Here is a 25,497-nt window from a genome sequence, read left to right on the forward strand (position 1 = left end):
GAGAAGTGATCGACCCGGACTTTCGACGGGTGGCAAGGCGTGAAGCGCTGGTTATGCTCCGGGGATAACCATAAGAGGGACTTTCCATGCTCCGAGTGGCCCTGTGCGCCTTTTTCCTGATGCTCGCTGGTTGCAGCTCGCCCGGTGCGTTCTTCGGCGCAGTGGACGGGCCGCCGTTCGCCGCGCTGCCGGCGGATCCGCAGCAGGCCACGGTGTACCTCTACCGGCCGCAGAACCAGTGGTCCGACGAAGAGCTGGAAGCGCCCGGGCTGTTCATCGACAACGAGCTGATCGGCAGCCTGCCAAGCAACGGCTACTTCGCCCTGAGCTTCGCCCCCGGCAGTTATCCGCTGCAGATGCGTCGCCCGCTGCTGGGCAGCTTCTGGACCTTCTTCGCTGGCGGCAGCCTGGACTTCACCCTGATCGCCGGCTTCACCCTGGAAGCCCGCGCCGGCGAGGTCTACTACCTGCGCTACGACGAGACCCACACGCCGCCCAAGTACGAACACACCACTGGCCAGGGTGCCGGCCCGCTGCAACTGGTGGGCAAGGAGCTGGGCTCGCGGGAAATCCCCGCCACGCGGCAGGTCCAGGGTCCGGTGAGCATCGCCGCCAGCGGCAAGGAAGTCGAAGGGCCGGGCTTCTTCGAACGCCTCGGTCTGTGATGTGCTGACTGCTGGAAATCCCCGGAATAGACGGTCTCAGGCCCTGAAGTGCTGAAGAGTTTTCGGACTCCTCTTTGAGAATCCTGGCGATTTCTTAACCCTGTCCGGGGGCAGAAGAATCGTGACTCCACATCCACGGAGTCACGCTATGGAACAGGCCGACAGCAACAAGATCGGGGTGGTGGCGGCCACCCTGATGGTGGCGGGCAACATGATGGGATCGGGGGTTTTCATGCTCCCGGCCAACCTGGCTACCACCGGCGGCATTGCCCTCTACGGATGGTTCATCACCATTGTCGGCGCGGTGTCGCTGGCCCTGGTCTTCGCCAAGCTGTCGGCAATCGATCCGGCAGCGGGCGGCCCCTATGCCTACACCAAGAAGTCCTTCGGCAACTACATGGGCTACCAGACCAACCTGATCTACTGGTTGGCCAACGTCGTCGGCAACGTCGGTCTCGCGGTGGCCGGCCTGGGTTACCTGTCGCATTTCTTCCCCAGCCTGAAGGATCCGCTGGTCTCCGCGATGGCGCAGATCGCGGTGATCTGGTTCTTCACCTACGCCAACATCCTCGGCCCGTCGGTGGTCGGCAAGCTGCAGTCGTTCACGACCGTGTTCGCCTTGTTCCCGATCATTGGCATGGCGCTGCTGGGCTGGTTCTGGTTCAGCGGCGATATCTACGAGGCCGGCTGGAACGTGTCGGGCAAGAGCGGCTTCGAAGCAGTCGGCTCCACGCTGAACTACACGCTCTGGGCCTTCATCGGCGTCGAGAGCGCCTCGGTATCGGCAGGCGTGGTGCGTGACCCGGCGCGCAACGTGCCGATCGCCACCGTGGGCGGAGTGCTCATCGCCGCGGTCTGCTACGTACTCAGCTCCACGGCGATCATGGGCATGATCCCGAACAAGGATCTGCTCGCCTCCAGCGCTCCCTTCGCGGATGCCGCGCGTCTGGCGCTGGGGGATACCGCCGCCAACGTCGTGGCCCTCTGCGCGGCCATCGGCTGCCTCGGCTCTCTGGCCGGCTGGACGCTGCTCGTCGGGCAGACGGCCAAGGCGGCGGCGGACGATGGCCTGTTCGGCAAGATCTTCGCCAAGGTCAATGCCAAGGGCGTGCCCTCGGCAGGCCTGGCCATCGTCGCGGCGATCATGAGCGTCCAGGTGCTGGCGACCATGTCGCCGACCGCCAGCGAACAGTTCGGCAAGATCGCTTCCATTGCGGTGATCATGACGCTGCTGCCGTACATCTATTCGGCTGTCGCCATCAAGGTGCTGGGCTACCGGAAGATGCCCGCCCGCCAGTACGGCTTCTATACCTTCGTGGGCGTCATCGCTGCGATCTACAGCCTGTGGGCGATGGTCGGCTCCGATGGCGAGCAGACACGCTGGTCGCTGATCTTCGTGGTCTCGACGATCATCTTCTACGAGCTGTCGATCAACAGCATGCGTACCGTCGAGGAAACCGGCGTGCACCCGGGTGGCGTCTCTCCGGGCTGGATCCGCTTCGGCACCCTGGCACTGACCATCCTCGCGCTGGTGGCGATGTTCTGGGTGTCGGTCGGTCGTCATGACAACCTCAACCTGCGTCCTCGGGTGCCGCAACCGGCAACTGCCGCCTCCGTCACCGCTACGGCACCGCCCGCCGGCGTCCCTGCCGCCAACTGATCCCTTCGCCTGCATGCGCCTTCTCCGATGGCGCTGAAGGCGGGGCAGGCGCCTGCCTGGCTGGTGGCGCGAGAGCTGCCAGCCGTTTCGAGGAGTTTCCATGTCCGAGCCCATTACCAAGAACACGCTGGATATCGTGGTCCTGATGGCCCATGAAGCGCTGGACCAGGCTACGTCAGCAGGACGAGCCGCGCGCGCGCTGGTGCAGGATCTCGAGCGTCGCGGGGTGGTCGTGCTGATTGCTGCGAGTGCCGAGGATGCTTGTGCCGTCATCGACTCGAACCCTGCACTGCAGTCCGTACTGCTGAACTGGGAATTGCCCGGCGGGGCGCAGTCGGTGCTGGAAGCAGTGCGCCGGCGGCATGCACAGCTGCCCGTCTTCCTCATGGCTTCGCGCGGCAACGCGGCCGCCATCGACTTGCAGGCGTTGCGTCTATCGGACGATTTCATCTGGCTGCTGGAAGACACCACCGACTTCATCGGAGGCCGCATCATTGCCGCCGTCGAGCGCTATCGCGACGCGGTGCTGCCTCCGATGTTCAAGGCGCTGATGAAGTTCTCCCGAGTCTACGAATACTCCTGGCACACGCCGGGCCACACCGGCGGCACGGGCTTCCTCAAGGCGCCAGCCGGGCGCGCTTTCTTCGACTTCTTCGGCGAAGAGCTGCTGCGCTCGGACCTGTCGATCTCCGTCGGCGATCTGGGCTCGCTGCTCGACCACAGCGGTCCCATCGGCGAGAGCGAGCGCTACGCCGCGCGGGTGTTCGGCGCTCATCGCAGCTATCACGTCACCAATGGCTCCTCGACCTCCAACCGGGTCATCCTGATGGCCAGCGTCACCCGCGACCAGATCGCGCTGTGCGACCGCAACTGCCACAAGTCGGCCGAGCATGCGATGACCATGTCGGGGGCGATCCCGACTTATCTGGTGCCCTCGCGCAACCACCTCGGGCTGATCGGCCCGATCCTGCCCGAGCGGCTGACGCCCGTCGCGGTGAGGCGCCATATCGCCGAAAACGCACTGGCCCATCCGGGCATCGATCCGACGCCCCGCCACGCGATCATCACCAACTCCACCTACGACGGACTTTGCTACAACGTGGCGCGGGTCGAGGAGTTGCTCGGCCAGAGTGTCGACCGCCTGCACTTCGATGAGGCCTGGTACGGCTATGCGCGCTTCAACCCCCTCTACCGCCAGCGCCACGCCATGCATGGCGATCCGGCCGAGCACAGGGCAGACCGCCCCACGGTGTTCGCCACCCAGTCCACCCACAAGCTGCTGGCGGCCTTGTCCCAGGCCTCGTTCATTCATGTGCGCGATGGGCGCAACCCGGTGGAACATGCGCGCTTCAACGAGTCGTTCATGATGCATGCGTCCACCTCGCCGCAGTACGCGATCATCGCCTCCAACGATGTGTCGGCCGCCATGATGGACGGGCAGGGCGGAGTGGCGCTGACCACCGACGCCATCCGCGAGGCTGTGGCCTTCCGTCGCCTGCTGGCGCGCCTGAACAACGACTTCGCCGAGCAGGGCGACTGGTTCTTCGATGCCTGGCAACCCGACGAGGTGCGCGATCCGAAAAGCGGTCGCAAGGTGCCGTTCTTCGAGGCGGATGAAGAGCTTCTGGTCAGCGACCCGCAGTGCTGGTGCCTGTCACCGGGAGCACAGTGGCATGGTTTTGGCGAGATCGAGGAAGGCTACTGCATGCTCGATCCGATCAAGGTGTCGGTGGTGACGCCTGGTGTCGCGCCCAATGGCGGGTTGATGCCGGTCGGCATTCCCGCGGCGGTCCTCACAAGCTATCTGGCGCAACAGGGCATAGTGGTGGAGAAGACCACCGACTTCACCTTGCTGTTCCTCTTCTCCATCGGCGTGACCAAGGGCAAGTGGGGGACGCTGGTCAACGCGCTGCTGGGCTTCAAGCGTGACTACGACGGCAACCTTCCGCTGCCGCGCGTGTTGCCGCAGTTGGTCTCGAGCTGGCCGCAGCGCTACGGCGACATGGGGCTCAAGGATCTCTGCGACCGGATGTTCGAAAGCATGGCCGAACTGCAGACCACTACCCTGATGGGCCAGGCCTTCTCGTTGCTGCCCGAGCCGCGACTGACGCCAACCGCCGCCTATGAGCAACTGGTGAGGAACAACATCGAGCAGCTGACCCTGCAGGAAATGAGTGGCCGCACCGTGGCGACTGGCGTGGTGCCCTATCCGCCGGGCATTCCGCTGTTGATGCCGGGTGAGAATGCCGGTTCGGGCGACGGCCCGGTACTGGGTTACCTGAAGGCATTGGAAGCCTTCGACCGGCGTTTCCCGGGCTTCGCCCACGATACCCATGGCGTCGAGGTCGAGGACGGTTTCTACCGTATCGCCTGTCTCAAGGACTGATGCCCGGAGACTGACGGACCGGCGACGGAGCGTGCACCGTCGTCGGTTTTTTCCTGTCTGGTTGTCTGTTTTTAGGGGTATGAGATGAACTCATAGCCCCTTGAGTTTTTATGGTTACCGGAGCGCTTTTGCCCGGTGCTAAAAATCATCGCACCTGCTCATCGACAACAACAAAGAGCGACGCGACATGATCACCTGCCTGCTTTCCCTTCCCTCGATCCGTCCTCCGCGTTCCGGCCTGTCCGGTGCCTTCGCGCACCTGTCCGACTCGCCTGTCGATTCCTGATCCCACACCGTCTTTCTCCCGGCGTCCCTGCGCCGGTTTTGCCACGGGCCGCGCACGCAGGCCCGGGCTTTCTTACACCCCCACGGTTCCATGAGGTCCCCCATGAAAAAGCTCGACCTGTACATCGGTGAAGGTTTCGAAGGCCCCGGCGTCAACGCCGCGCACATCAACATCCTGCTCGGCCCGCGCAGCGGCCCGGCCGGCCAGGCCTTCTCCAACAGCCTGGCTTCGCCCAGCCAGGGCCACTGCCCGTTCATGGTGATCGCCCAGCCGAACATCCCGGTGAAGCCGATGACCCTCTATGTGAACAAGGCCGAGATCAACGGTGACCTGCACGCCAACGCCACCTGGGGCGCGTCCCAGGCAGGCATCGCCAGGGCGGTGACCGAGGCGCTGCTGGACGGCACCCTGCCGCCCGAAGCCGAGGACGAGTGGGCCATCGTCACCGCCAACTGGGTCAACCCGGGCTGCGACGACCTCGATGCCGTCTACCGCAACAACTACAACGCCTGCCGCACCGCGATCCGCGCGGCGCTGAGTTGCAAGCCCGAGCGCGCGCAGCTGGCGGACGTGGTCAACGCCATCGCCAACCCCTTCTACACCCCCAAGGCCTGAGGACAGCAGCATGCAATACATCCGTCTTGGCAACTCCGGCCTGCAGGTCTCCAAGCTGTGCCTGGGCACCATGAACATGGGCACCCCGGACTGGAAACCGTGGATCTTCGATGAGGCGAAGAGCGAGCCGATCGTGAAGCACGCGCTGGATGCCGGGGTGAACTTCATCGACCTCGCCGACTTCTACTCCGCCGGCGTCGGCGAGGAGGTGGTCTGCCGCATCCTCAAGCGCCTGGTGCGCCGCGAGGACGTGGTGATCACCACCAAGGTCGGCTACGGCACCCGCCCCGGCATCAACGCCAGTGGCCACTCGCGCAAGCACATCATGGACGGCATCGATGCCTCGCTGAAGCGCATGGGCATGGATTACGTCGATATCTACATGCTGCACTTCTACGACGTGAACACCCCGGTGGAAGAGGTGATGGGCGCGCTGAACGACATCGTCCGCGCCGGCAAGGCCCGCTACATCGGCGTGTCGACCATGCTCACCGGCCAGTTGGCGAAGATCCTCATGGCCTGCGAGCGCAATGGCTGGGTCAAGCCGATCAACATGCAGCTGCAGCTCAACTGCGCCTACCGCGAGGAAGAGCGCGAGATGATCCCGTTCTGCCGCGACCAGGGCCTCGGCGTCTCGGTATTCAGCCCGCTGGCGCGCGGCCTGCTGACCGGCGACGTAAGTTCCACGCGCAACCAGACCGACTTCTTCACCCAGCAGATGTACGCCGACGAGGCCTCCTTCGAGATCGCCCGTTCCGTGCAGCGTGTGGCCCAGCGCCGCGGCGTATCCAACGCGCAGATCGCCCAGGCCTGGGTCCTGCAGCACTCGGGTGTGGACTGCATGCTGGTCGGCGCCGACACCACCGCGCAGTTCGACAGCGCCCTGGCTGCCCTGGAAACGCGCCTGGACGACGAGGAAATCCACGAGCTGGAGCGCAACTACACGCCCTGCGACGTGATCAACGACTACACCGCCGGCAAGCGCATCCTGCGTGCCGCCCGGCCAATGCGCGAAGCTTTCGCGCTGACGGAGGCAGTGGCATGAGCGAGCTGCTGAAGACCGGCCATTACATAGACGGCAAATGGGTGGCCGGCGGTGCCACCTACCCTGTACGCAACCCAGCCAGCGGCGGGCTGATCGTCGACGTGGCCCGTGGCGGCGCCGAGGAAACCAATGCCGCCATTGCCGCCGCCGAGCGCGCGCTGCCGGCCTGGCGCGCGCTGACGGCCAAGGAGCGCAGCGCACGCGTCCGCCGCTGGGGCGAGCTGATGCTGCAGCGCCAGGATGACCTGGCGCGGCTGCTCAGCACCGAGCAGGGCAAGCCGCTGGCCGAGGCCAGGGGCGAAGTGGTCTACGCGTCGAGCTTCCTCGAGTGGTTCGCCGAGGAAGCCAAGCGCGTTTACGGCGACGTGATCCCCTCGCACAAGGTCGATGCGCGCATCGTGGTGATCAAGCAGGCGATCGGTGTGGTCGCGGCGATCACCCCATGGAACTTCCCGCTGGCGATGGTCACCCGCAAGGTCGGTCCGGCGCTGGCCGCCGGTTGCACCATGATTCTCAAACCGTCGGAAGAAACCCCGCTGTCGGCCTTCGCCCTCGCGGTGCTGGCGGAAGAGGCGGGCATTCCACCGGGCGTGTTCAACATCGTCTCCGGTGATGCTCCGGCCATTGGCGGTGCGCTGCAGGCATCCGGAGCGGTTCGCAAGCTGTCGTTCACCGGCTCCACCCGCACCGGCAAGCTGCTGATGCGCCAGGCCGCCGAGACACTGAAAAAGGTCTCGCTGGAACTGGGCGGCAACGCGCCCTTCATCGTCTTCGACGACGCCGATATCGATGCCGCCGTGCGCGGTGCCATGGCCTCGAAGTTCCGCAACAACGGGCAGACCTGCGTGTGCGTGAACCGCTTCTATATCCAGGAGCGGGTCTACGAAGCCTTCGTCTCGCGCCTGACCAAGGCCGTCAGCGCGATGCGCGTCGGCAATGCGCTGGAAGGTGAAACCGAGCAGGGCCCGCTGATCAACGAAGCGGCGCTGGCCAAGGTCGAGCAGCACGTTGGCGACGCCGTGGAGAAGGGCGCCAAGTTGCTCTGCGGTGGCCGTCGCCACGCGCTGGGCGGCACCTTCTACGAACCCACGGTGCTGGCCGAAGCGACCCCGCAGATGCTGATCGCCAGCGAGGAAACCTTCGGTCCGGTCGCTGCCTGCTTCCGCTTCCGCGACGAGGCGGAAGTGCTGGAAATGGCCAACGACACGCCCTTCGGCCTCTCCGCCTACTTCTACAGCCGCGATATCGGCCGCGTCTGGCGCATGGCCGAAGGCCTGGAAGCCGGCATGGTCGGCATCAACGAAGGCATCATCTCCACCGAAGTGGCACCTTTCGGCGGCATCAAGGAATCGGGCCTGGGCCGCGAAGGTTCGAAGTACGGCATCGAGGACTACGTGGAGATCAAGTACCTGCTCATGGGTGGCCTGTCCGCCTGACGCCCGGCCAAGGAGTTCTGTCTCATCCGCCGCGCCGTCCGGGGCGCGGCGGCTCAACCTCGCTGTGTTTCCAATAACAAAAAGTCGGAGACGATCATGTCGGGTCAACCAGTCAAAATCGATGACCTGCCCATCGGCAGGTTCCACATCAAGATCGCCGGCCTCACCTTCGGCGCCCACTTCACCGATGGCTACATCCTCGGCCTCATTGGTATCGCCTTCACCCTGATCAACCCGCAGATGGCGCTGACGCCGTTCTGGCAGGGCCTGATCGGCAGCTCGGCACTGTTCGGCCTGTTCCTCGGCAGCCTGTTCTTTGGCTGGATTTCCGATCACCTCGGCCGGCAGAAGATCTTCCTGATCAGCTTCGTGCTGATCACGGCGGCCTCGGTGATGCAGTTCTATGTCGAAACCGCAACGCAGCTGCTGCTCTGCCGGGTGCTGATCGGCATTGGCCTGGGCGGCGACTTCAGCGTCGGCCACGCCATGCTCGCCGAGTTCTCGCCGCGCAAGCACCGTGGCGTGCTGCTGGGTTCCTTCAGCGTGATCTGGACCTTCGGCTACGTTGCCGCCACCTTCGTCGGCACTGCGCTGCTGTCGCTGGGCGACGATGCCTGGCGCTGGATGCTGGCCTCCTCGGCGATCCCCGCGGCGATGATCCTGATCGCCCGCATCGGCACTCCGGAGTCGCCACGCTGGCTGATCCACAAGGGGCGCGTCGAGGAAGCCCGCGCCATCGTGCACAAGCACCTGGGCGCCAACGTGGAGATCGACGAGGAGGTCATCACGCGCAAGCACGCCGGCTACGGCGCGCTGTTCAGTCGCGAGTACCGCAAGCGTACGGCGTTCAACTGCCTGTTCTTCATCTGCATCGTCATGCCGTATTTCGCCATCTACACCTTCCTGCCGTCGATCCTGCAGAAGATGGGGCTGTCCGAAGGCTTCGGCACCGAGATGATGCTCAACGCGCTGCTGGTGGTCGGTGCGGTGCTGGGCATCTGGTGCACCGTCCGGTTCACCCGCCGCGGCTTCCTCATCAATTCGTTCCTGATCCTCGCCGCCGCGCTGTTCCTGCTGGTGCTGCTGCCGAGCAGCATGGCCTGGCTGATGGTGGCGTGCTTCGGCCTGTTCACCCTGGTGCTGTCGGCGGTGAGCAACCTGGTCGGTGTCTACCCGGCGGAGAGCTTCCCCACCGAAGTGCGCGCCGGCGGTATCGGCCTGGCCACCGCCGCCAGCCGCCTGGGCTCGGCGCTGAGCACCTTCCTCCTGCCGGTCAGCGTGGCGGGCATCGGCCTCAATCCGACGATGGCGATACTCGCCGGCATCCTGCTGCTGGGGGCGATCATCTCCATCGCCTGGGCGCCGGAAACCAAGAACCTGACGCTGACTGATGCCTGCCGCGCGGAGGCCGAGGGTGACGCCGACAAGGCAACGGGCAAGGCGGCAAGCCTGGCCTGATCCGCTGGGTAACCATTTGACGGACGCACCGGGAAACCGGTGCGTCCGTTTTTTTGGGGAAGAATTTTTCTGTCCAGGATGACCAATCGTCAGCCTTTGTGTGGCGTCGCGTAGGAATTCGGTGCAACTGACAGGAGGTCTGTCCTTATCGTTTTTTCCCTGATTTCAGCGTCCTGTCGGGCGACTAAGGTAACGACTTCAGCCATGGGTGGAGATGTCTGGCGCGGCCTTCTCGGTCGTTTCGGCATTGCCCGGTGGCCTGTTCCGGTGAAGGAGTTGCCATGCACCTTGAGTCCGCTTTTGCCGTCGACACGCTGAGCTGTTCACCGGGGGCTGCACGCTATCCAGGGGGCGGCGTTCCTTCTCCATTGGCAGCCGATATCCGGCATCGTCTACCCCTGGCGAGGGGGCTGCAGGCAGCGCTGCTGATCTGCGCCGCTCTGCTGGGCGGCTGCATGTCCGACCAGGAGTTTCTCGCGCAGAACCAGAATGCCGCGCTCAGCGCGACCTTCGCGCGGGCGCGGTTCGAACTCGACTGCCCGGACGTCACGACATCGGTGCTGTCCAGCAAGGTCACCCAGGTCCGTCTTGCCGGCGTCAGCAACCGCACCGAATACACCATCGGCGCCCGCGGCTGTGGCCGCCAGGCGGTGTACATCACCTACTGCCTCGATCCAGACACCTGCAATGCGATCAGCGATACCGCCCGGGTTTCCGAGTAGCGGTAGCGGTCGCCCGTTGTTCGTCGCGTTTCCACAACACCGAGCCCAAGGAGGGTTTCATCATGCGTTTCCTAAAGTCCCTGCCGATGATCAGCGCACTGGCGCTGGCGATTGCCACTCCCGTGATGGCGAAGGACATTCCGCTGGGGACCGCCGTCGAAGCCGATGAGGTGGTGACCAGGGTCATTTCCGTCGATGCCAAGGACCGCCGAATCGTCGTCGCCGATGCCGCCGGCAAGCCCGTGACGGTCCAGGTGACCGACGCCGCCCAGGACCTTGGCCACCTGAAGGCGGGCGACGCCATCGGTGCGCTGGTCATCCACTCCGCCGCCTTCGACCTGGATACCCAGGTACAGAGCCAGGCACCGGGGGGCATCGAGGCCGAAGGTGCTGCCCTGGCCACACCGTCCAATCCTCACCCGGGGGGTGACGCGTTCCGCATGGCGCGCGTGCAACTCAAAGTTCTCGCAGTCAACCTGGCGAAGCATCAGATCACCTTCGAAGGCCCGGATGGTTCCAACAAGGTCGTCTCCGTCGACGACCCAAAACTGCGCAGCAAGATGAGCGAGTTGAAGGTCGGCCAGATGCTCAACGTGACCTTCACGGACTCGCTGCAGATCGTCACTGCCCACCCAGCGGCGCAAGCCGCAGCTTCGACCCCATCCTCCCACTGATACGAATCCGGAGCTCCTACGTCCCGCACAGGGGCTCCGGCCCTCGTTCTTGCCATTGCCCGGCGATGACTCAATGGAATTCAGAACCATGCGCTTGACTGACCTCGGCTGCCCTTGTGCAGTGCTATTCACCGCTGCCTGCCTCGTGGCCTGCGGACCGGAGGGCAAGGCCCCCGCCGCAGCCGCCCCGACAAGCGTCACTACGGTGACGACCAGACCGGAGAGCCTGCCGGCAAGCCTTACCTTTGTCGGTCAGACGCAAAGTCCCCAGGCAGTGGATATACGAGCGCGCGTCAACGGGTACCTGCTCAAGCGCAACTACACCGAAGGGGCCGTCGTGAAAGCGGGTCAAGTGCTGTTCGAGATCGACCACGCCCCCTTCCTCGCCGACCTGGCTTCGGCCAGGGCGGAGTTTCAGGCGCAGAAGGCTCGCTACGATCGGGCCAAGGCGAACCTGGACCGGGTTCTGCCGCTGGCTGCGGAAAACGCCTTGAGTCCGAAGGACCGCGATGACGCCATTGGCACGGCGAAGGCGGCAGAGGCTTCGATGCAGGCGGCGCAGGCCGCGGTGAATACCCAGGAACTCAATCTCTCCTACACCTATGTCCGCGCGCCGGTGGATGGCGTCAGCGATTACGCACGGGTGAATGACGGCACTTACGTGAATGCCAGCAATGCCTTGCTGACGACGGTCTCGACCCTGGACCCCATGCGCGTGGTCCTGAGCGTGAGCGAGGAGCAGTTCCTTGCCATACGCAACCTGCGCGACAGCGGCCGGCTGGTCATGCCGGCCGACCAGCGCCTGGAGGCGGACCTGCTGATGGCGGACGGCTCCGGCTATCCGCACACCGGCCTGGTGACCTTCACCTCGACCGTCTTCAACCAGCAGACCGGCACGTTCATGGTGCGTGCCGACTTCGCCAACCCCAAGGGCGACCTGCATCCGGGGCAGTTCGTGCGTATCACGCTCAAGGGCGCGAGCTACGCCAATGCCATCCAGGTACCGCAGCGGGCGGTCATGCATGGTCCGAAGGGCGACTTCGTGTACATCGCCGGGGCTGATGGCAAGGCCGAGGCGCGTCCGGTGCAGGTGGCTGATCCGGCCGGTGAGTTCTGGCGGGTCGAGAGCGGCCTCAAGGGCGGCGAACAGGTGGTGGTCGACGGCGCCGGGAAGCTCATGCCGGGTGCGCCGCTGAAAGTGACCGGTGCGGCGCCGGCCGGCAGCTTCGGCACTCCCGCCACGAAGTCTGAGTGAGGGGGCGGCCATGCTTTCGCGTTTCTGCATCGATCGTCCGATCTTCGCCATGGTGCTGTCGCTGATCATCATCATCGCCGGCGGCGTGTCCATCTTCGCCCTGCCGGTGGCGCAATATCCGGACATCACACCCATCCAGATCACCGTGACGGCGACCTACCCGGGCGCCGATTCGCAGACCATCGCCTCCACTGTCGCCGCGCCCATCGAGACCCAGGTCAACGGCGTGGACAACATGCTGTACATGCAATCGGTCAGCTCGCCCACCGGCCAGATGACCCTCAACGTCTACTTCGATATCGGCACCGACCCGGACATCGCCCAGGTCCAGGTGCAGAACCGCGTCAGCCAGGCGCTGGCACAGCTGCCGCAATCCGTTCAGGCGAACGGGGTCAACGTGCAGAAACGCTCCTCCAGCTTCCTCATGCTGCTGGCCATCTATTCTCCGGACAACAGCTTCGACCAGAAGTACGTCGGCAACTACGCCAACCTCTACGTGCTGGATACGATCAAGCGTATCCAGGGGGCGAACCAGGCGCAGATCATGGGCGATGCCGACCTGGCCCTGCGCGTCTGGCTCAAGCCTGACCGGATGGCGGAACTGGGCATCACGGCGAGCGACGTACAGAACGCCGTCAGCCAGCAGAACCAGCAGTTCGGCGCCGGCAACATCGGCCAGGCACCCACCCAGGGGCGCATGGAACTGACCTATCCCCTGGTGACGCCGGGGCGGATGAAGACCGCCAGGGAGTTCGAGGACATCATCCTGCGTGCCGATTCCAGCGGGACCGCCATCGTTCGCCTGGGCGACGTGGCCAGCGCGGAGATCGGGCTCAATCAGTACACCATGCGTTCGGCGATCAACGGCAAGACGGCCACGCTGATCGCGGTCTACCAGCAAGCCGGTTCCAACGCACTGGAGGTCTCGAAGAACGTCCGCACCGCGCTGTCCGAGATGTCCAGGACCTTCCCCCACGGCATTGACTACGTCGTTTCACTGGATACCACGGAGTTCGTGCGCTCCTCCATTCATGAGGTGGTGGTGACGTTGCTGATCGCCATCGCCCTGGTGGTGCTGGTGGTGTTCATCTTCCTGCAGAGCGTGCGCAGCACGCTGATTCCCGTGGCGGCCGTGGTGGTGGCGGTGGTGGGGACCTTCGGTGCCCTGCTGGCACTGGGGTTCTCGATCAACCTGCTGACGCTGTTCGCTTTGGTACTGGCCATCGGCATCGTGGTGGACGACGCCATCGTGGTGGTGGAGAACGTCGAGCGGAACATGGAGCAACTCAAGCTCGGCGCCCGCGAGGCGACGATCAAGGCGATGGAGGAAGTCACCGGCCCGGTGATCGCCATCGTGCTGGTGCTCTGCGCGGTGTTCGTTCCCGTGGCCTTCGTCAGCGGCACCACCGGCTTGTTGTATCGGCAGTTCGCCCTGACCATCGCCTGCTCGGTGGTCATCTCCGGCTTCGTCGCGCTGAGTCTCTCGCCGGCGCTGGCGGCACTGATACTCAAGCCCGGTCAGCACGCGCGCTGGAAAGGCTTCCAGTGGTTCAACACGGCCTTCGACAAGCTGACCCGTGGCTACGTGAGTCTGGTCTCGGTGGTGGTACGGCGGCTCGTGGTGGCGCTGGCGCTGTTCGCCGGCATGCTGCTCTGCATCTACGTGCTGTTTGCACGGATTCCAACCAGCTTCGTGCCGGAGGAAGACCAGGGCTACCTGCTGGTGGCCGTGATGATGCCCGACTCGGCGAGCCTCGATCGCACCGAGGCCATCACCGAGCAGGTCGCTACCCTGTTCCGCCAGCATCCAGCCGTTCAGGATGCCTCTGCGGTGTCCGGCTACAGCTTCATCGATGGACAGAGCCAGACCAACATGGGCACGGTGTTCATCAACCTGAAGCCGTCGGAGCAGCGCAAGGGCTTCGAGCTTTCCGCCGAGGGCGTGATCCGGGCGCTGTATCCCAGGCTCGCGAGTATTCCCCAGGCGCGGATCATCCCGATCAACCCGCCGTCGATTCCGGGGCTGGGCACCCAGGGCGGCTTCGAATTCTGGGTGGAGAACCGCGGCGACGGCGATGCCAGAGCCTTGCAGGACGCTACCTGGAAGCTCATCGGCGCCAGCGCCGAGCGTCCCGAACTGTCCGGCCTTATCAGTACCTTCCAGGCTTCCACGCGGCAGATGCGCATTGCCGTGGACAATGCCAAGGCGGAGACGCTGGGTGTACCGATGGCCGATGTCTATGGCGCGCTGCAGACCCAGTTCGGCTCCTCCTACATCAGCCAGTACGTACTGGGCAGCCGGGTGTGGCAGGTGATCCTGCAGGGGGCTCCGCAGTACCGGGGCTCGCCGACTGACCTGGGCTATCTCTACGTCAAGCAGAAGAACGACAAGATGATCCCGCTGTCTGCCCTGGTGAAGACCGAATTCACCTCCGGGCCGAGCCTGGTGACTCGCTTCAATAACTTCCCGGCCGCGAAGATCACCGGCAACGCCGGAGCAGGCTACAGCTCAGGCGACTCCATCGCCGCGATGCAGCAACTCGCCTCCCGGGTATTGCCGGCGGGCTACAGCTACGCGTGGAGCGGCGAAGCCTTCGAGGAGAACAAGTCGGGCAACACCACGGTGCTGGTGTTCATCTTCGGCATCGTCATGGTGTTCCTGATCCTGGCGGCACAGTACGAGTCCTGGTCGTTGCCGCTGACGGTCCTCAGCGCGGTGCCCTTCGGCATCTTCGGCGCGCTGGTGGCCATCTGGGCGCGCGGCATTCCCAACGACGTGTACTTCCAGATCGGCCTGGTCACTCTGGTGGGGTTGGCGGCGAAGAACGCGATCCTGATCGTCGAGTTCGTCATCCTCCAGCGCCAGGCGGGGCTATCGCCGATGGACGCCGTGCTCAAGGCTGCCGAGCTGCGCCTGCGCCCGATCATCATGACCTCGCTGGCGTTCATCTTCGGTGCCGTGCCGCTGGCCATTGCCACGGGTGCAGGGTCCAACTCCCGTCACTCCATCGGCACCGGCATCATCGGCGGCATGCTCGCCGCTACCAGCCTGGCGTTGCTGTTCGTGCCGCTGTTCTCCTATCTGGTCGAGCGTGCCGGCGAGCGGCGTGCGAAGAACAAGGAAGCCACTCGAACACCTGTCGTCGCAAACGGCGCTGGCAGCGACTCTGCCACGGAGACCCACTGATGAACGCCAGGAAATTGTTGTTGGCGCTGGCCGTCGCCGGAGCGTCGGGTTGCATGGTCGGGCCTGACTATCAAAGACCGGACGTCGACCTGCCGTCGTCTTACAGGGCCCATCTGGCGACTCCCTCCGCGGAAGTCGCCGGCCCCTGGTGGGGGCAGTTCGGCTCGCCCACCCTGACCTCCCTGGTGGGTGAGGGCTTGAGCAACAACCTCGACCTGCAACGCGCCACTGCACGCATCGAGCAGTACCGTGGCCAACTGCGCAGCGTTCGTGCCGGTCTGTTCCCGCAACTCGGCCTGGGCATGAGCGGGCAGCGTGGGCGAAGCGACAAGTTCGTCGATACGCCGCTTTCCAACTTCGATGGCGTTGCCAATCAGTACCAGACAGGCCTGAACGCCAGCTGGGAAATCGACCTGTGGGGGCGTCTGCGCCGGCAAAGCGAAGCGGCCAGCGCACAACTGCTGGGCTCGCAATATGCCCAGCGCGGCGTCGCGCTCAGTCTGGCCAGTTCGATCAGTGCAGGCTATCTCAACCTCCTGGCGCTGGACGAGCAACTGGCCATCGCCGAACAGACGGCGCAGACGCGCAAGGAAGCCCTGGGCATCTTCCAGAAGCGCTATGACCGCGGTGTGATCCGGCAGATCGAACTCAGTCAGGCGCAGAATGACTACTGGGCGACCCAGGCCGCCATCCCGCCGTTACGGGCCAGAATCGCCTCGGCGGAGAACTCGTTGTCGGTACTGCTCGGCCGCAACCCCGGTCCCATTGTGCGCCATGAGCGGTTGTCGTCCTTACACGCACCCAGGCTGCCGGATGTCCTTCCGGCCAGCCTGCTGTCGCGGCGTCCGGACCTGCTGCAGGCAGAGCAGGCCGTCGTGGCCAGTAACGCGATGGTCGGTGCGGCGCAGGCGCTTTACCTGCCAGACCTCAACCTCAGCGGGATGATCGGCTTCAGCCGCGGCGAGAGCGGGCAGTTGTTCGAAAGCGCCTCGAAGGTCTGGAGTCTGGCATTGGGCCTGAACCAGACCGTCTTCGACGCGGGGGCGATCTCCGGGCAGGTGCTGCAGGCGAAGTCCGAGTACCAGCAGTCGGTGCTGGCATACCAGGGCGCGGTTAAGTCGGCGTTGGCGGACGTCAACGATGCCCTGGTCGGAACCCGCGAATCGGCGGCGCAACTGGCTGCCGTCGAACATCAGGTCATGTCGTTGCAGACCTATGCGCAGCAGGCGCGACGCCTCTACGAAGGGGGGTATTCCACCTATCTGGAGGTCACCACTTCGCAGGAGAAGCTCTTCGATGGTCAGTTGCAGGAGGTGAGCAGCCGTCTCGCCGCATTGAATGCCTACAACTCGCTGTACCTGGCGGTGGGGGGCGAGCCGGGGCCTGAGGGGACGGCACTTTTCAAGCCCGTGGTGAGTCGCTGAGACGACGTGGAGGACGGATCTGTGACATTGGCATTATCACGTCGCCCAGGGGAGGAGATCCGCATTTCCTGCGGCGAGGGGGTGAGCGACGATGAAATCCTCGCGGCTGTACGTGGGGATGGGCTGGTGGTGCGGGTGGAGGGGATTTTCACCTCGCTCTCGCGGACGCCGGTGAAGGGCTTGATAGTGCGCCTTTCCATTCAGGCGCCTCCCTGCATGGCGGTGTTGCGCGAGGAGTTGATGGGCACGCCAGAAAGCCGCTAGCCCACCTTCGGCGGCGCCCCCCGGTCATCTCATGGGAGGCGCCTCGGGCGATCAGTGCTGCGGAACCACGCGGGCGCCGTTGCCGCTACCCTCGATATAGACAGCCATACCCTGGCTCAGGCTGGGGTTGACGGGCTGGGTCACCGAGACCAGTACGCCGTTCTTCAGGCGCACGATGACCTGTTGTGCCTCCTTGGGCTGATCGTAGTGTTTCTTTTCTTCGTAGTTCCCGCCCAGTGCGCCACCCAGTGCGCCGGCCACCATCGCGACATCCCGCCCGGTACCGTGGCCGATCAGGCTGCCCAGTGCCGCACCGCCAACGCCGCCGATCACGGCGCCGATGCCACTGTCGTGGTTGGTCTGCATCTGCGTCAGGCTGAGCTGTTCGATACGCCCGGTGCGAATCTCCATTTCCCCCGGCCCGCCGTTGCCCGCGTCCACCGTCGAGCAGGCGCTGAGGGAAAAGGCGAGCAAGGCACTGGCGAGCCAGGATATTGCTGATTTCATTGATCGGTACCTCGACTGTAGGAGCTATTGCAGCGCGCCCTCATTGGCACGCCTGTCGTCGAGGTTAAGGGGAAGCTCCTGGCGATGCGCCGGGGCGGAACCTGTACCGGAAATATCGCGGCTGACTCTAGGACGCTTCTGGCAGCCCGCTCCCGGGAGTGGCGTCAAGAATGGGGCGCACGCCGATCGGGGCATGCAGAAGAGACATGAGGGGTGCTCCGTCATCATGCCTCTGACTTGAGCCAGTCACCTGACGGCGAGTCAGGTACCTGGCTCTTTTTTGTCTGGCGTTGGTGGCAGCGCTCAGGGATTGCGCTCCGCGTTCAGCCAGTGCTGGAAGCGCTCCACCTTCGACAGTCCCAGCTTGTCGCTGGCGATGTCCAGCCAGTAGCCGTAGGGACCGAGCACCTCGACGGGAGTGATCGGCAGCAGGCTGCCGTTGTCCAGTTCCCGTTCGATCATCTGCCGGTCGATCACTGCCAGCCCACCACCGGCCAGGGCCGTATGGATGACCTGGTCCAGGGTGCTGAACTCGATCCCGCTGGCTGCGTCGATGTCGCTGCGGCCGACCGCTTCCAGCCAGTTTTCCCAGACCCTCAGACGCTTGCCCTCGTGGAGGATATGCAGCAACGGGTACGCGCCAAGTTCGGGTGGCTGTTCGCCTTCGAACAACTCGGGGCTGGCCACGGCGATGTGGCGCTCCATCACCAGCAGCTCGCTATGACAGTGCGCAGCCTGCTCCAGGCCGAACCGGATGCGGCAATCCAGTTCGCCGGCACTGTCGTCACCCTGCTGGTTGGTGATGCTCAGGCTGATGTCCGGATAGCGTTTGAGGAAGCTGCGCAGGCGCGGCGACAGCCAGCGCGTACCCCAGGTAGGTGGCGCGAGGATGCGCAGGCACTGGCGCAGGTTAGGCACGCGCACGGACTGCAGGGCGCGCTCCATCTGGTCGAAGGCTTCGCCCAGGTGCGGGGCGAGGGAGCTGCCGGCTTCGGTCAGCGTCAGGCCACGAGGTGTGCGTAGGAAAAGGCTGATTCCGAGGTATTCCTCCAGTTGCTTGATCTGCCGGCTGACGGCTCCCTGGGTGACGTTCAGTGCATCGGCTGCCCGATTGAAACTGCGGTGGCGGGCCACTTCTTCGAAGACGCGGAGCATGGTCAGGGGCGGCAGATTGCGCATGGCGGGGCCATCCGGAAGTACGCTCGGGGCGCGGGCTTTCTTCGCCGATTCTAGCGAGGGCGATGCCTTCGGAATATGCGTTTTTCTCGGGTTTTGACTGCGATTTAGTCGTTTGTGTGGCGGTTCGGCCAAGGGCTAGTTTCGGCCGCGCTCACGCACCGGGGAGCACCGGGCGCGGGCGATTCCCATAACGACAAGAAACCAGCCGAGGCACCTTCAACGTGGCCAGACTCCACCTGCCGTTCCTGCTTCCTGCACTCTTCGCCCTGAGCTCCACCGCCGTTGCCGTACCGCTGACCGACAACCTGGACATCGGCGGCGCGGTGCGCGCGCGCTGGGATCATGACCCGGACCGCGATATCGAGAAGTTCGGCATCGACACCGCGATGCTGCGCGTCACCTACACCTCCGACACCTGGATCGGCGCCGCGCGCTACCGCTGGTACGGCAAGGACTATCCCTACCAGTACACCCAGCATTTTGGTGACGTGAACTTCGCCGAGTACGCCTGGATCGGCTACAGGTTCGATCCGGACCGGCAGATCCAGGTCGGCCTCAACCAGATTCCCTTCGGTCTGCAACCCTTCTTCGGCAGCACCTTCTACGAGACCCTCGGTAACGTCATCGGTCTGGAAGACGTCAACGACGTGGGCGTGAAGTACATCCAGCAGCAGGACGACTGGAACCTCCAGGTGGGCGCATACAGCCGCCCCGCATGGGAGGGTAACGGCACCAGCAACGGCACCACCTATTCCACCGTGGTGACCTCCGCGGACGGCTATGTCGGCGACGGCTCGCGCAACAAGGAGCGGCAGATCCTCGTCGGCCGACTGGCGCGTTCGCTGCAGTTGGGCAACTGGAAGTCCGAAATCGGCTTCTCCGCGCTGACCTCGCGCCTGGAGAACCAGGACACCGACGACAACGGCCGGCGCAACGCCTACGCCATTCACTATGCCGGGCAGAATGGCCCCTGGGGCGTGCAACTGCAGGCGGCACGCCAGCAGATGTCGCCACGCAATCCGGGGAGCGACGAGGTAGTCACATTCGGTGGGTACGACGGTACGTTCAACGTCGCCAGTCGCGGTAACCTGTATGTCGGCGACCTGAGCTACAGCATTCCGGGAAGTTTCCTCGATGGTTGGGTCAGCGGCGTGAAGGTCTATGGCAACTACAGTGCCTTCGACAAATCCGCTGATGACTTCAAGACTTCGCAGCGCTTCATCTTCGGCACCTCCTTCTCGGTGAAGGCGGTGTACATCGCCGTGGAATGGCTCAACGGCCGCAACGATCCGTACATCGGCGGCAGCAACTACACCCAGAGCCTGGCCGAAGGTGGCACCAGCCACTGGGAGAACCAGCTGTACGCGAATGTCGGCTATTACTTCTGATATCGCGCTGACAAGACCTGCGCGGCAACGGCCGCGGGGCAGGGAAGGGTGGGTGAAACGCAAGATTCCGGCGCTCAATGCGCTGAAGGCTTTCGAAGTGGCCGGCAGCACGGGCAGCTTTACCCGTGCGGCCGAGTTGCTCAACGTGACCCAGAGCGCGGTCAGCCGTCAGGTTCGCCAGCTGGAGGAGCAGCTGGGCGAGAGCCTGCTGGTGCGCCGACACCACCACCTGGAGCTGACCGAGGCCGGGCGGGTGCTGTTGCGGGCACTGCAACTGTCGTTCGACCGTATCGAGCTGACGGTGCGCGGCATCCAGCAGCGCCACCACCTCAACCGACTGCGGGTCAATGCGCCGCCGACCTTCGCCCTGCGCTGGCTGTTGCCGCGTCTGTCGCGCCTGCGCGAGGCGCACCCCGACCTGGAAGTGAGCCTGACCACCAACCTGCAGGACAGTCTCGCGCAGAGCAGCACGCTGGATTGCGCGATTCGCTTCGGCAATGGCGAATGGGATGGCCTGGACAGTTCGCTGCTGATGCACGAACGGCACATTGCAGTGTGCGCGCCCAGTCTGCTGGCTCAGCGCGAGGAGCAGGACATCGACCTGCGCAGCATGACGCTGCTGCATGTGCTGGCCCGCGACGACCAGCGCTTCCTGACGTGGCGGCACTGGTTGGACGCGGCGAAGATCCAGGGTGTCGATCTGCAGGGCGGCTACGAATTCGACCTGCTGGACATGGCCATCCGCGCGGCCATCGACGGGCTGGGCATCACCATCGCCGATCGGCAGATGGTCGCCCGTGAACTGGCGGCGGGGCAACTGGTGCAGATGCTCGACGTCGAGGTGCAGGGCCATCAGTCCTACTGGTGGGTCAGCCGGCCGGAACAGGAGTTGCCGTCCCACGTCCAGCGCTTCCATGAGTGGTTGCAGCAGGAAGTGTGGATGACCGAGCGCAACCTGGCGGGATCGGGCTCCGTCATCAGTCTTTCCTGAAAGAATCCACCGTCATTTCCTGTAGGAAGTGGCGTCTTTCCTGCGCGTACTAACCTGCGTTTTTCGCAAGTTACTGCGGTCTATTAATCGCTTGTCGCTCCTGCGGTGCCTACCGAAACTTCGGCCATTCGATAACGACAAGAGTCACCCCATGCCTGCGCCGCGCCGCCTTGCCCGTCGTCTGCATGAGTCAGCCTGCACCTTGTCGTTCCGTGTGGCCGCCAGCGGCCGAAGCCTTGCTTGAACGACAGGACATGCCCATGCGTACAGATCGTAATTTCATCGACGGCCGCTTTGCCGACGCCTCCTTCGCCCACATCGCCGTGTTCGACCCGGCGACCGAGCAGCAGGTCGCTCAGGTGCCAGCTGCAACCGAAGCCGATGTACGCAATGCCGTCGAGGCGGCCGCACGCGCTCAGCGCAGCTGGGCTCGTCTGCCGGCGATCGAGCGTGGCGAGCACCTGCGTCGCTTCGCCGAAGCCCTGGAACGCAATGCCGATCGTATTGGCGCCGCCCTGGCCGCCGAGTCCGGCAAGAGCCTGGCCGATGCCAGCAGCGAAGCGTTCTACGCCGGCCAGATCACCCGCTACCATGCCGAATGGGCGCGTCGCATCGAAGGCGAAGTGATCCCCAGCGATTCCACCGACGAAACCATTCTGCTGCAGCGCGAGCCGATCGGCGTGGTGGCAGCGCTGATCCCGTTCAACTACCCGGTCTACACCTTGCTGCGCAAGGTCGCCCCGGCGCTGATCAGCGGCAACACCGTGGTGGTGCGCCCGAGCAACAACACCCCGACCTCGGCCTTCGAAATCGCCCGTTGCGCCGAGGAAGCCGGCCTGCCCGCCGGTGTGCTCAACGTGCTGACCATGAACCACGACGTTGCCGGCGTACTCTGCCAGCACTCGCAGGTCGGCCTGATCACCCTGACCGGCAGCGTCGGCGCCGGCCGTATCGTGCTCGACTACTGCAAGGCCAACATCGCCAAGCCGTCCCTGGAACTGGGCGGCAAGACCCCGGCGATCATCGAGGCGGACGCCGACCTGGAGAAGGCCGCCGCCGCCATCGTTGCCTCCAAGACCACTCACTGCGGCCAGCTGTGCACCGCCATCGAGCGGGTCTACGTACAGGCCAGCGTGCATGACCGTTTCCTCGCCCTGCTGCGCGAGAAGATGGCCGCCGTGCGCATCGGCAACCGTGCCGAGGACGCCAGCCTGATGGGCCCGCTGCAGTACGGCCGCGCCCGTACCGACGTGCACGCCAAGGTCCAGCGCGCGCTGGCCGAGGGCGCCGTGCTGGAGTGCGGCGGCGCGCTGCCCGAAGGTGCCGGCCACTTCTACCCGGCGACCCTGCTCAGCGGCTGCCGCCAGGACATGGAGATTGTCCAGGAGGAAATCTTCGGCCCGGTGCTGCCGGTGCTCTCCTACGAAACCCTCGACGAAGCGCTGGCCATGGCCAACGACCACCAGTTCGGCCTGTCCTCGGTGCTCTACACCGAGAACTACCGCAACGCCATGAAGGTCGCCAACCACATCGAGGCTGGCGAGATTTACATCAACCGCACACCTGCCGACCCCTACCAGGGCTACCACGCCGGCTGGAAGCGCTCGGGCCTGGGCGGCGACGACGGCAAGCACGGGATGCTGGAGTTCACCCAGACGCGCCTCGTGGTCCTGAAATTCTGATCCGCTGATTCAACTCCACAGGGCCCACTGCCTGGGCCCTGTGTTTCCCACTGCTGTTCCGACCAGTTGCCGGCGACCGCGTCGGCTGCGAGATGCATGATGAAAAAAACAATAAGTGCAGAAGCCATGCCCATGGCCGTGCCCGCTAATGCCAACCTCACCCGTTACATCCAGCTCGCCCTGCTCGTGCTCGCGGCGGGGGCGATCTATCCCATGCTGTACCTGCGCCAGGTGTACCAGAGCACCATGCTCGAGGCGCTGGCGATCAACAACAGCGAACTGGGCTACCTCTACTCGATCCTCGGCACCGCCTTCCTGCTCAGCTACCTGCCCAGCGGCTGGCTGGCGGATCGCCTGTCACCGCGCTTCCTGATCAGCTTCTCGCTGATCGGCACCGGCCTGCTGGGCATGTGGTACGCCATGCTGCCGGGCTTCGACACGCTGCTGGTGATCTTCTGCGGCTTCGGCATCACCACCGGCCTGACCTTCTGGGCCGCGCTGATCAAGCGGGTGAAGATGCTTGCCGGCGAAGACGAGCAGGGCCGCTTCTTCGGCGTGCTCGACGGCGGGCGCGGGCTGGTCGAGGCACTGCTGGCGACCATCGCCATCGCGCTGTTTGCCTACGTCACCGAGACCCGCGGCGAGAAGAACGCCCAGGGCCTGCAACTGGTGATCCACATGTACGCGCTCTTCTGCATCGTGCTCGGCGTGGCGCTGATGGCCGTGCGTGATCCGCAGAAGAACACCCGCGATGCCAACGCCGAGAAGGGCAACCTGCTGGAAGATTTCCGCACCCTGCTGCGCATTCCCGAGCTGTGGCTGGTGACTGCCATCGTCTTCTGCGGCTACCACTTCTTCTGGGCCACCTACAGCTTCTCGGCCTACCTGCAGGAAGGCGGTTTCGGCCTTTCCGCCACGGCCGCCGGCCTGATTACCACCATCAAGCTGTGGATGCGCCCACTGGGCGGCATCGGCGGCGGCTGGCTGGGTGACCGCTTCACCCGCACCGGCGTGCTGACCTGGGCGATGCTGCTGGCCGCGCTGGGCATGATCGGCCTGATCGTGCTGCCGAGCCTGCATGTGCTGGGCGTGCTGATCTTCCTGGTGATCTTCATCGGCCTGATGACCTACGCCATCCGTGGCCTGTACTGGGCGATCCTCGACGACTGCCACATCCCGCTGCGCGTCACGGGCCTGGCCATCGGCATCATCTCGGTGCTGGGCTACGCCCCGGACGCCTATCTGCCGTTGCTCAACGGCTACATCACCGACCGCTTCCCCGGCTTCGTCGGCTACCAGATCTACTTCTCCTACGTCGTGGTGATGGGCCTGCTGGGCGTGGTCGCCACCCTGATCCTGAACAAGCGCATCCAGAAGAGAGCGAAACAAGCATGAAGATCGTCTCCCTCGAAACCCATGTGGTCGCCGTCCCGCCGCCCCACGTCGGCGGTATGTACTGGCTGTTCGTCAAGCTGAAGACCGATTGCGGCATCGAAGGCGTCGGCGAGATCTACGCTGCCACCTTCCATCCCAGGGTCATGGTGCCGGCCATCGAGGACGTATTCGGCCGCTACCTGGAGAACCAGGACCCGCACCACATCGAGCGCTTCTTCCGTCGCGCCTATTCGAGCGGTTTCACCCAGCGCCCCGACCTGACCATGATGGGCATCGTCAGCGGCCTGGAAATGGCCTGCTGGGACATCATCGGCAAGGCGGCGAACAAGCCGGTCTACGAGCTGCTCGGCGGCAAGGTCCACGAGCGCCTGCGCTCCTACACCTACCTGTATCCGAAGAATGCCCAGGGCGAGTACGACTACTCCGACCCGGACCTGGCCGCCGAGTGCGCCATCGAGAACATGAAGCTGGGCTTCACCGCGCTGAAGTTCGACCCGGCCGGCCCCTATACCGCGTTCTCCGGCCACCAGGTGTCGCTGGAAGTGCTGGAGCGCTGCGAAACCTTCTGCCGCAAGATCCGCGAAGCGGTGGGCAACCAGTGCGACCTGCTGTTCGGCACCCACGGACAGATGGTGCCGTCCTCGGCCATCCGCCTGGCCCGGCGCCTGGAGAAGTACGATCCGCTGTGGTTCGAAGAACCGATCCCGCCGGGCCAGGAAGACGCCATGGGCCAGGTGGCCGCCAAGACCAGCATCCCGATTGCCACCGGCGAGCGCCTGACCACCAAGTACGAATTCTTCAAGCTGCTACAGGCCGGCGGCGCGTCGATCCTGCAGATGAACGTCGGTCGCTGCGGCGGCCTGCTCGAAGGCAAGAAGATCGCCTCCATGGCCGAAGCCTTCTACGCGCAGATCGCCCCCCATCTCTACAACGGCCCCATCGGCGCGGCGGCGAGCTTCCAGCTGGCGGCCTGTACGCCGAACTTCCTGATCCAGGAAAGCATCGGCACCTGGGACGGCTTCCACGCGCAGGTCCTGAAGAAGCCGCTGCAGTGGGAAGACGGCTACATCATCCCGTCCAGCGAGCCCGGCCTGGGCGTCGAGCTGAACATGGACGTGGTGCGCGCTCACAGCCCCTATACCGGTGAGCGCCTGCACCTGCAGATGGGCCCGGACCCCGTCGACGTGAAAGACAACGCACCAGCCAAGGGCTGATGCCGGACCCGCCCCCTTTTCCGTGAAGGAAGGGGAGCGGGGTTTTACCCAACACCGCGGTACG

General features: G+C 64.7%; 20 protein-coding genes. 18 read left to right on the forward strand and 2 right to left on the reverse strand.

Going from position 1 to position 25,497, the window contains the following annotated elements:
• The first annotated feature begins 86 nt into the window (after positions 1-86).
• The 13 genes from J2T47_RS21085 to J2T47_RS21145 all read left to right on the forward strand — a co-directional run bounded on the left by J2T47_RS21085 (position 87) and on the right by J2T47_RS21145 (position 17,077).
• Entirely contained in the window at positions 87-665 is a 579-nt protein-coding gene (locus J2T47_RS21085) for a DUF2846 domain-containing protein (RefSeq protein WP_253451253.1), read from the forward strand.
• A 148-nt stretch (positions 666-813) separates the two neighbouring features.
• Positions 814-2,325 (forward strand): arginine/agmatine antiporter, encoded by a 1,512-nt coding sequence (gene adiC, locus J2T47_RS21090; RefSeq protein WP_253451256.1) that lies wholly within the window; start codon positions 814-816, stop codon positions 2,323-2,325.
• 100 nt (positions 2,326-2,425) lie between these two features.
• On the forward strand, positions 2,426-4,711 hold the full coding sequence (locus tag J2T47_RS21095; protein ID WP_253451259.1) for an Orn/Lys/Arg decarboxylase N-terminal domain-containing protein: 2,286 nt from the start codon (positions 2,426-2,428) through the stop codon (positions 4,709-4,711).
• Between the two features lie 388 nt (positions 4,712-5,099).
• Complete coding sequence (fae, locus tag J2T47_RS21100; protein WP_253451263.1) at positions 5,100-5,612, forward strand: formaldehyde-activating enzyme; 513 nt, start codon at positions 5,100-5,102, stop codon at positions 5,610-5,612.
• A gap of 10 nt (positions 5,613-5,622) precedes the next feature.
• Positions 5,623-6,657 (forward strand): aldo/keto reductase, encoded by a 1,035-nt coding sequence (locus J2T47_RS21105; RefSeq protein ID WP_253451266.1) that lies wholly within the window; start codon positions 5,623-5,625, stop codon positions 6,655-6,657.
• On the forward strand, positions 6,654-8,093 hold the full coding sequence (locus J2T47_RS21110) for an NAD-dependent succinate-semialdehyde dehydrogenase (protein ID WP_253451268.1): 1,440 nt from the start codon (positions 6,654-6,656) through the stop codon (positions 8,091-8,093). The genes J2T47_RS21105 and J2T47_RS21110 overlap by 4 nt, the downstream gene beginning before the upstream one ends.
• Positions 8,094-8,189: 96 nt before the next feature.
• Positions 8,190-9,551 (forward strand): MFS transporter, encoded by a 1,362-nt coding sequence (locus tag J2T47_RS21115; RefSeq protein ID WP_253451271.1) that lies wholly within the window; start codon positions 8,190-8,192, stop codon positions 9,549-9,551.
• A 281-nt stretch (positions 9,552-9,832) separates the two neighbouring features.
• Positions 9,833-10,273, forward strand: a complete 441-nt coding sequence (locus J2T47_RS21120; protein WP_253451274.1) for a hypothetical protein — start codon at positions 9,833-9,835, stop codon at positions 10,271-10,273.
• 62 nt (positions 10,274-10,335) lie between these two features.
• Positions 10,336-10,947, forward strand: coding sequence for a hypothetical protein (locus tag J2T47_RS21125; RefSeq protein WP_253451277.1), 612 nt, complete (start codon positions 10,336-10,338; stop codon positions 10,945-10,947).
• 88 nt (positions 10,948-11,035) lie between these two features.
• Positions 11,036-12,202, forward strand: a complete 1,167-nt coding sequence (locus J2T47_RS21130; protein WP_253451280.1) for an efflux RND transporter periplasmic adaptor subunit — start codon at positions 11,036-11,038, stop codon at positions 12,200-12,202.
• A gap of 10 nt (positions 12,203-12,212) precedes the next feature.
• Positions 12,213-15,389, forward strand: coding sequence for an efflux RND transporter permease subunit (locus J2T47_RS21135; protein ID WP_253451283.1), 3,177 nt, complete (start codon positions 12,213-12,215; stop codon positions 15,387-15,389).
• Complete coding sequence (locus tag J2T47_RS21140; RefSeq protein WP_253451286.1) at positions 15,389-16,813, forward strand: efflux transporter outer membrane subunit; 1,425 nt, start codon at positions 15,389-15,391, stop codon at positions 16,811-16,813. The genes J2T47_RS21135 and J2T47_RS21140 overlap by 1 nt, the downstream gene beginning before the upstream one ends.
• An 81-nt stretch (positions 16,814-16,894) precedes the next feature.
• Entirely contained in the window at positions 16,895-17,077 is a 183-nt protein-coding gene (locus J2T47_RS21145; RefSeq protein WP_253451290.1) for a hypothetical protein, read from the forward strand.
• 51 nt (positions 17,078-17,128) lie between these two features.
• Here the strand turns inward: J2T47_RS21145 and J2T47_RS21150 are convergent, their stop codons facing one another.
• Together J2T47_RS21150 and J2T47_RS21155 are read right to left on the reverse strand one after the other, a co-directional pair.
• Positions 17,129-17,584 (reverse strand): glycine zipper 2TM domain-containing protein, encoded by a 456-nt coding sequence (locus J2T47_RS21150; RefSeq protein WP_253451294.1) that lies wholly within the window; start codon positions 17,582-17,584, stop codon positions 17,129-17,131.
• 303 nt (positions 17,585-17,887) lie between these two features.
• Complete coding sequence (locus J2T47_RS21155; protein WP_253451297.1) at positions 17,888-18,763, reverse strand: LysR substrate-binding domain-containing protein; 876 nt, start codon at positions 18,761-18,763, stop codon at positions 17,888-17,890.
• 221 nt (positions 18,764-18,984) lie between these two features.
• Between J2T47_RS21155 and J2T47_RS21160 the strand changes: the two genes are divergently transcribed.
• The 5 genes from J2T47_RS21160 (at position 18,985) to J2T47_RS21180 (ending at position 25,433) form a co-directional block, all read left to right on the forward strand.
• Positions 18,985-20,151, forward strand: coding sequence for a hypothetical protein (locus tag J2T47_RS21160; protein WP_253451300.1), 1,167 nt, complete (start codon positions 18,985-18,987; stop codon positions 20,149-20,151).
• A 52-nt stretch (positions 20,152-20,203) separates the two neighbouring features.
• Positions 20,204-21,142: a LysR substrate-binding domain-containing protein gene (locus J2T47_RS21165; RefSeq protein ID WP_081516333.1), complete on the forward strand. Its 939-nt coding sequence runs from the start codon at positions 20,204-20,206 to the stop codon at positions 21,140-21,142.
• Positions 21,143-21,402: 260 nt separating this feature from the next.
• A complete protein-coding gene (gene aldA / locus J2T47_RS21170) occupies positions 21,403-22,824 on the forward strand; it encodes an aldehyde dehydrogenase (RefSeq protein ID WP_253451303.1) in 1,422 nt (473 codons plus the stop codon).
• Positions 22,825-22,923: 99 nt separating this feature from the next.
• Positions 22,924-24,219 (forward strand): MFS transporter, encoded by a 1,296-nt coding sequence (locus J2T47_RS21175; RefSeq protein ID WP_437181007.1) that lies wholly within the window; start codon positions 22,924-22,926, stop codon positions 24,217-24,219.
• On the forward strand, positions 24,216-25,433 hold the full coding sequence (locus J2T47_RS21180) for a mandelate racemase/muconate lactonizing enzyme family protein (RefSeq protein WP_253451307.1): 1,218 nt from the start codon (positions 24,216-24,218) through the stop codon (positions 25,431-25,433). Before J2T47_RS21175 ends, J2T47_RS21180 begins: the two co-directional genes overlap by 4 nt.
• Positions 25,434-25,497: the final 64 nt, after the last annotated feature.

It is taken from the genome of Pseudomonas nitroreducens, assembly GCF_024170165.1.
GTDB lineage: Bacteria > Pseudomonadota > Gammaproteobacteria > Pseudomonadales > Pseudomonadaceae > Pseudomonas > Pseudomonas nitroreducens_C.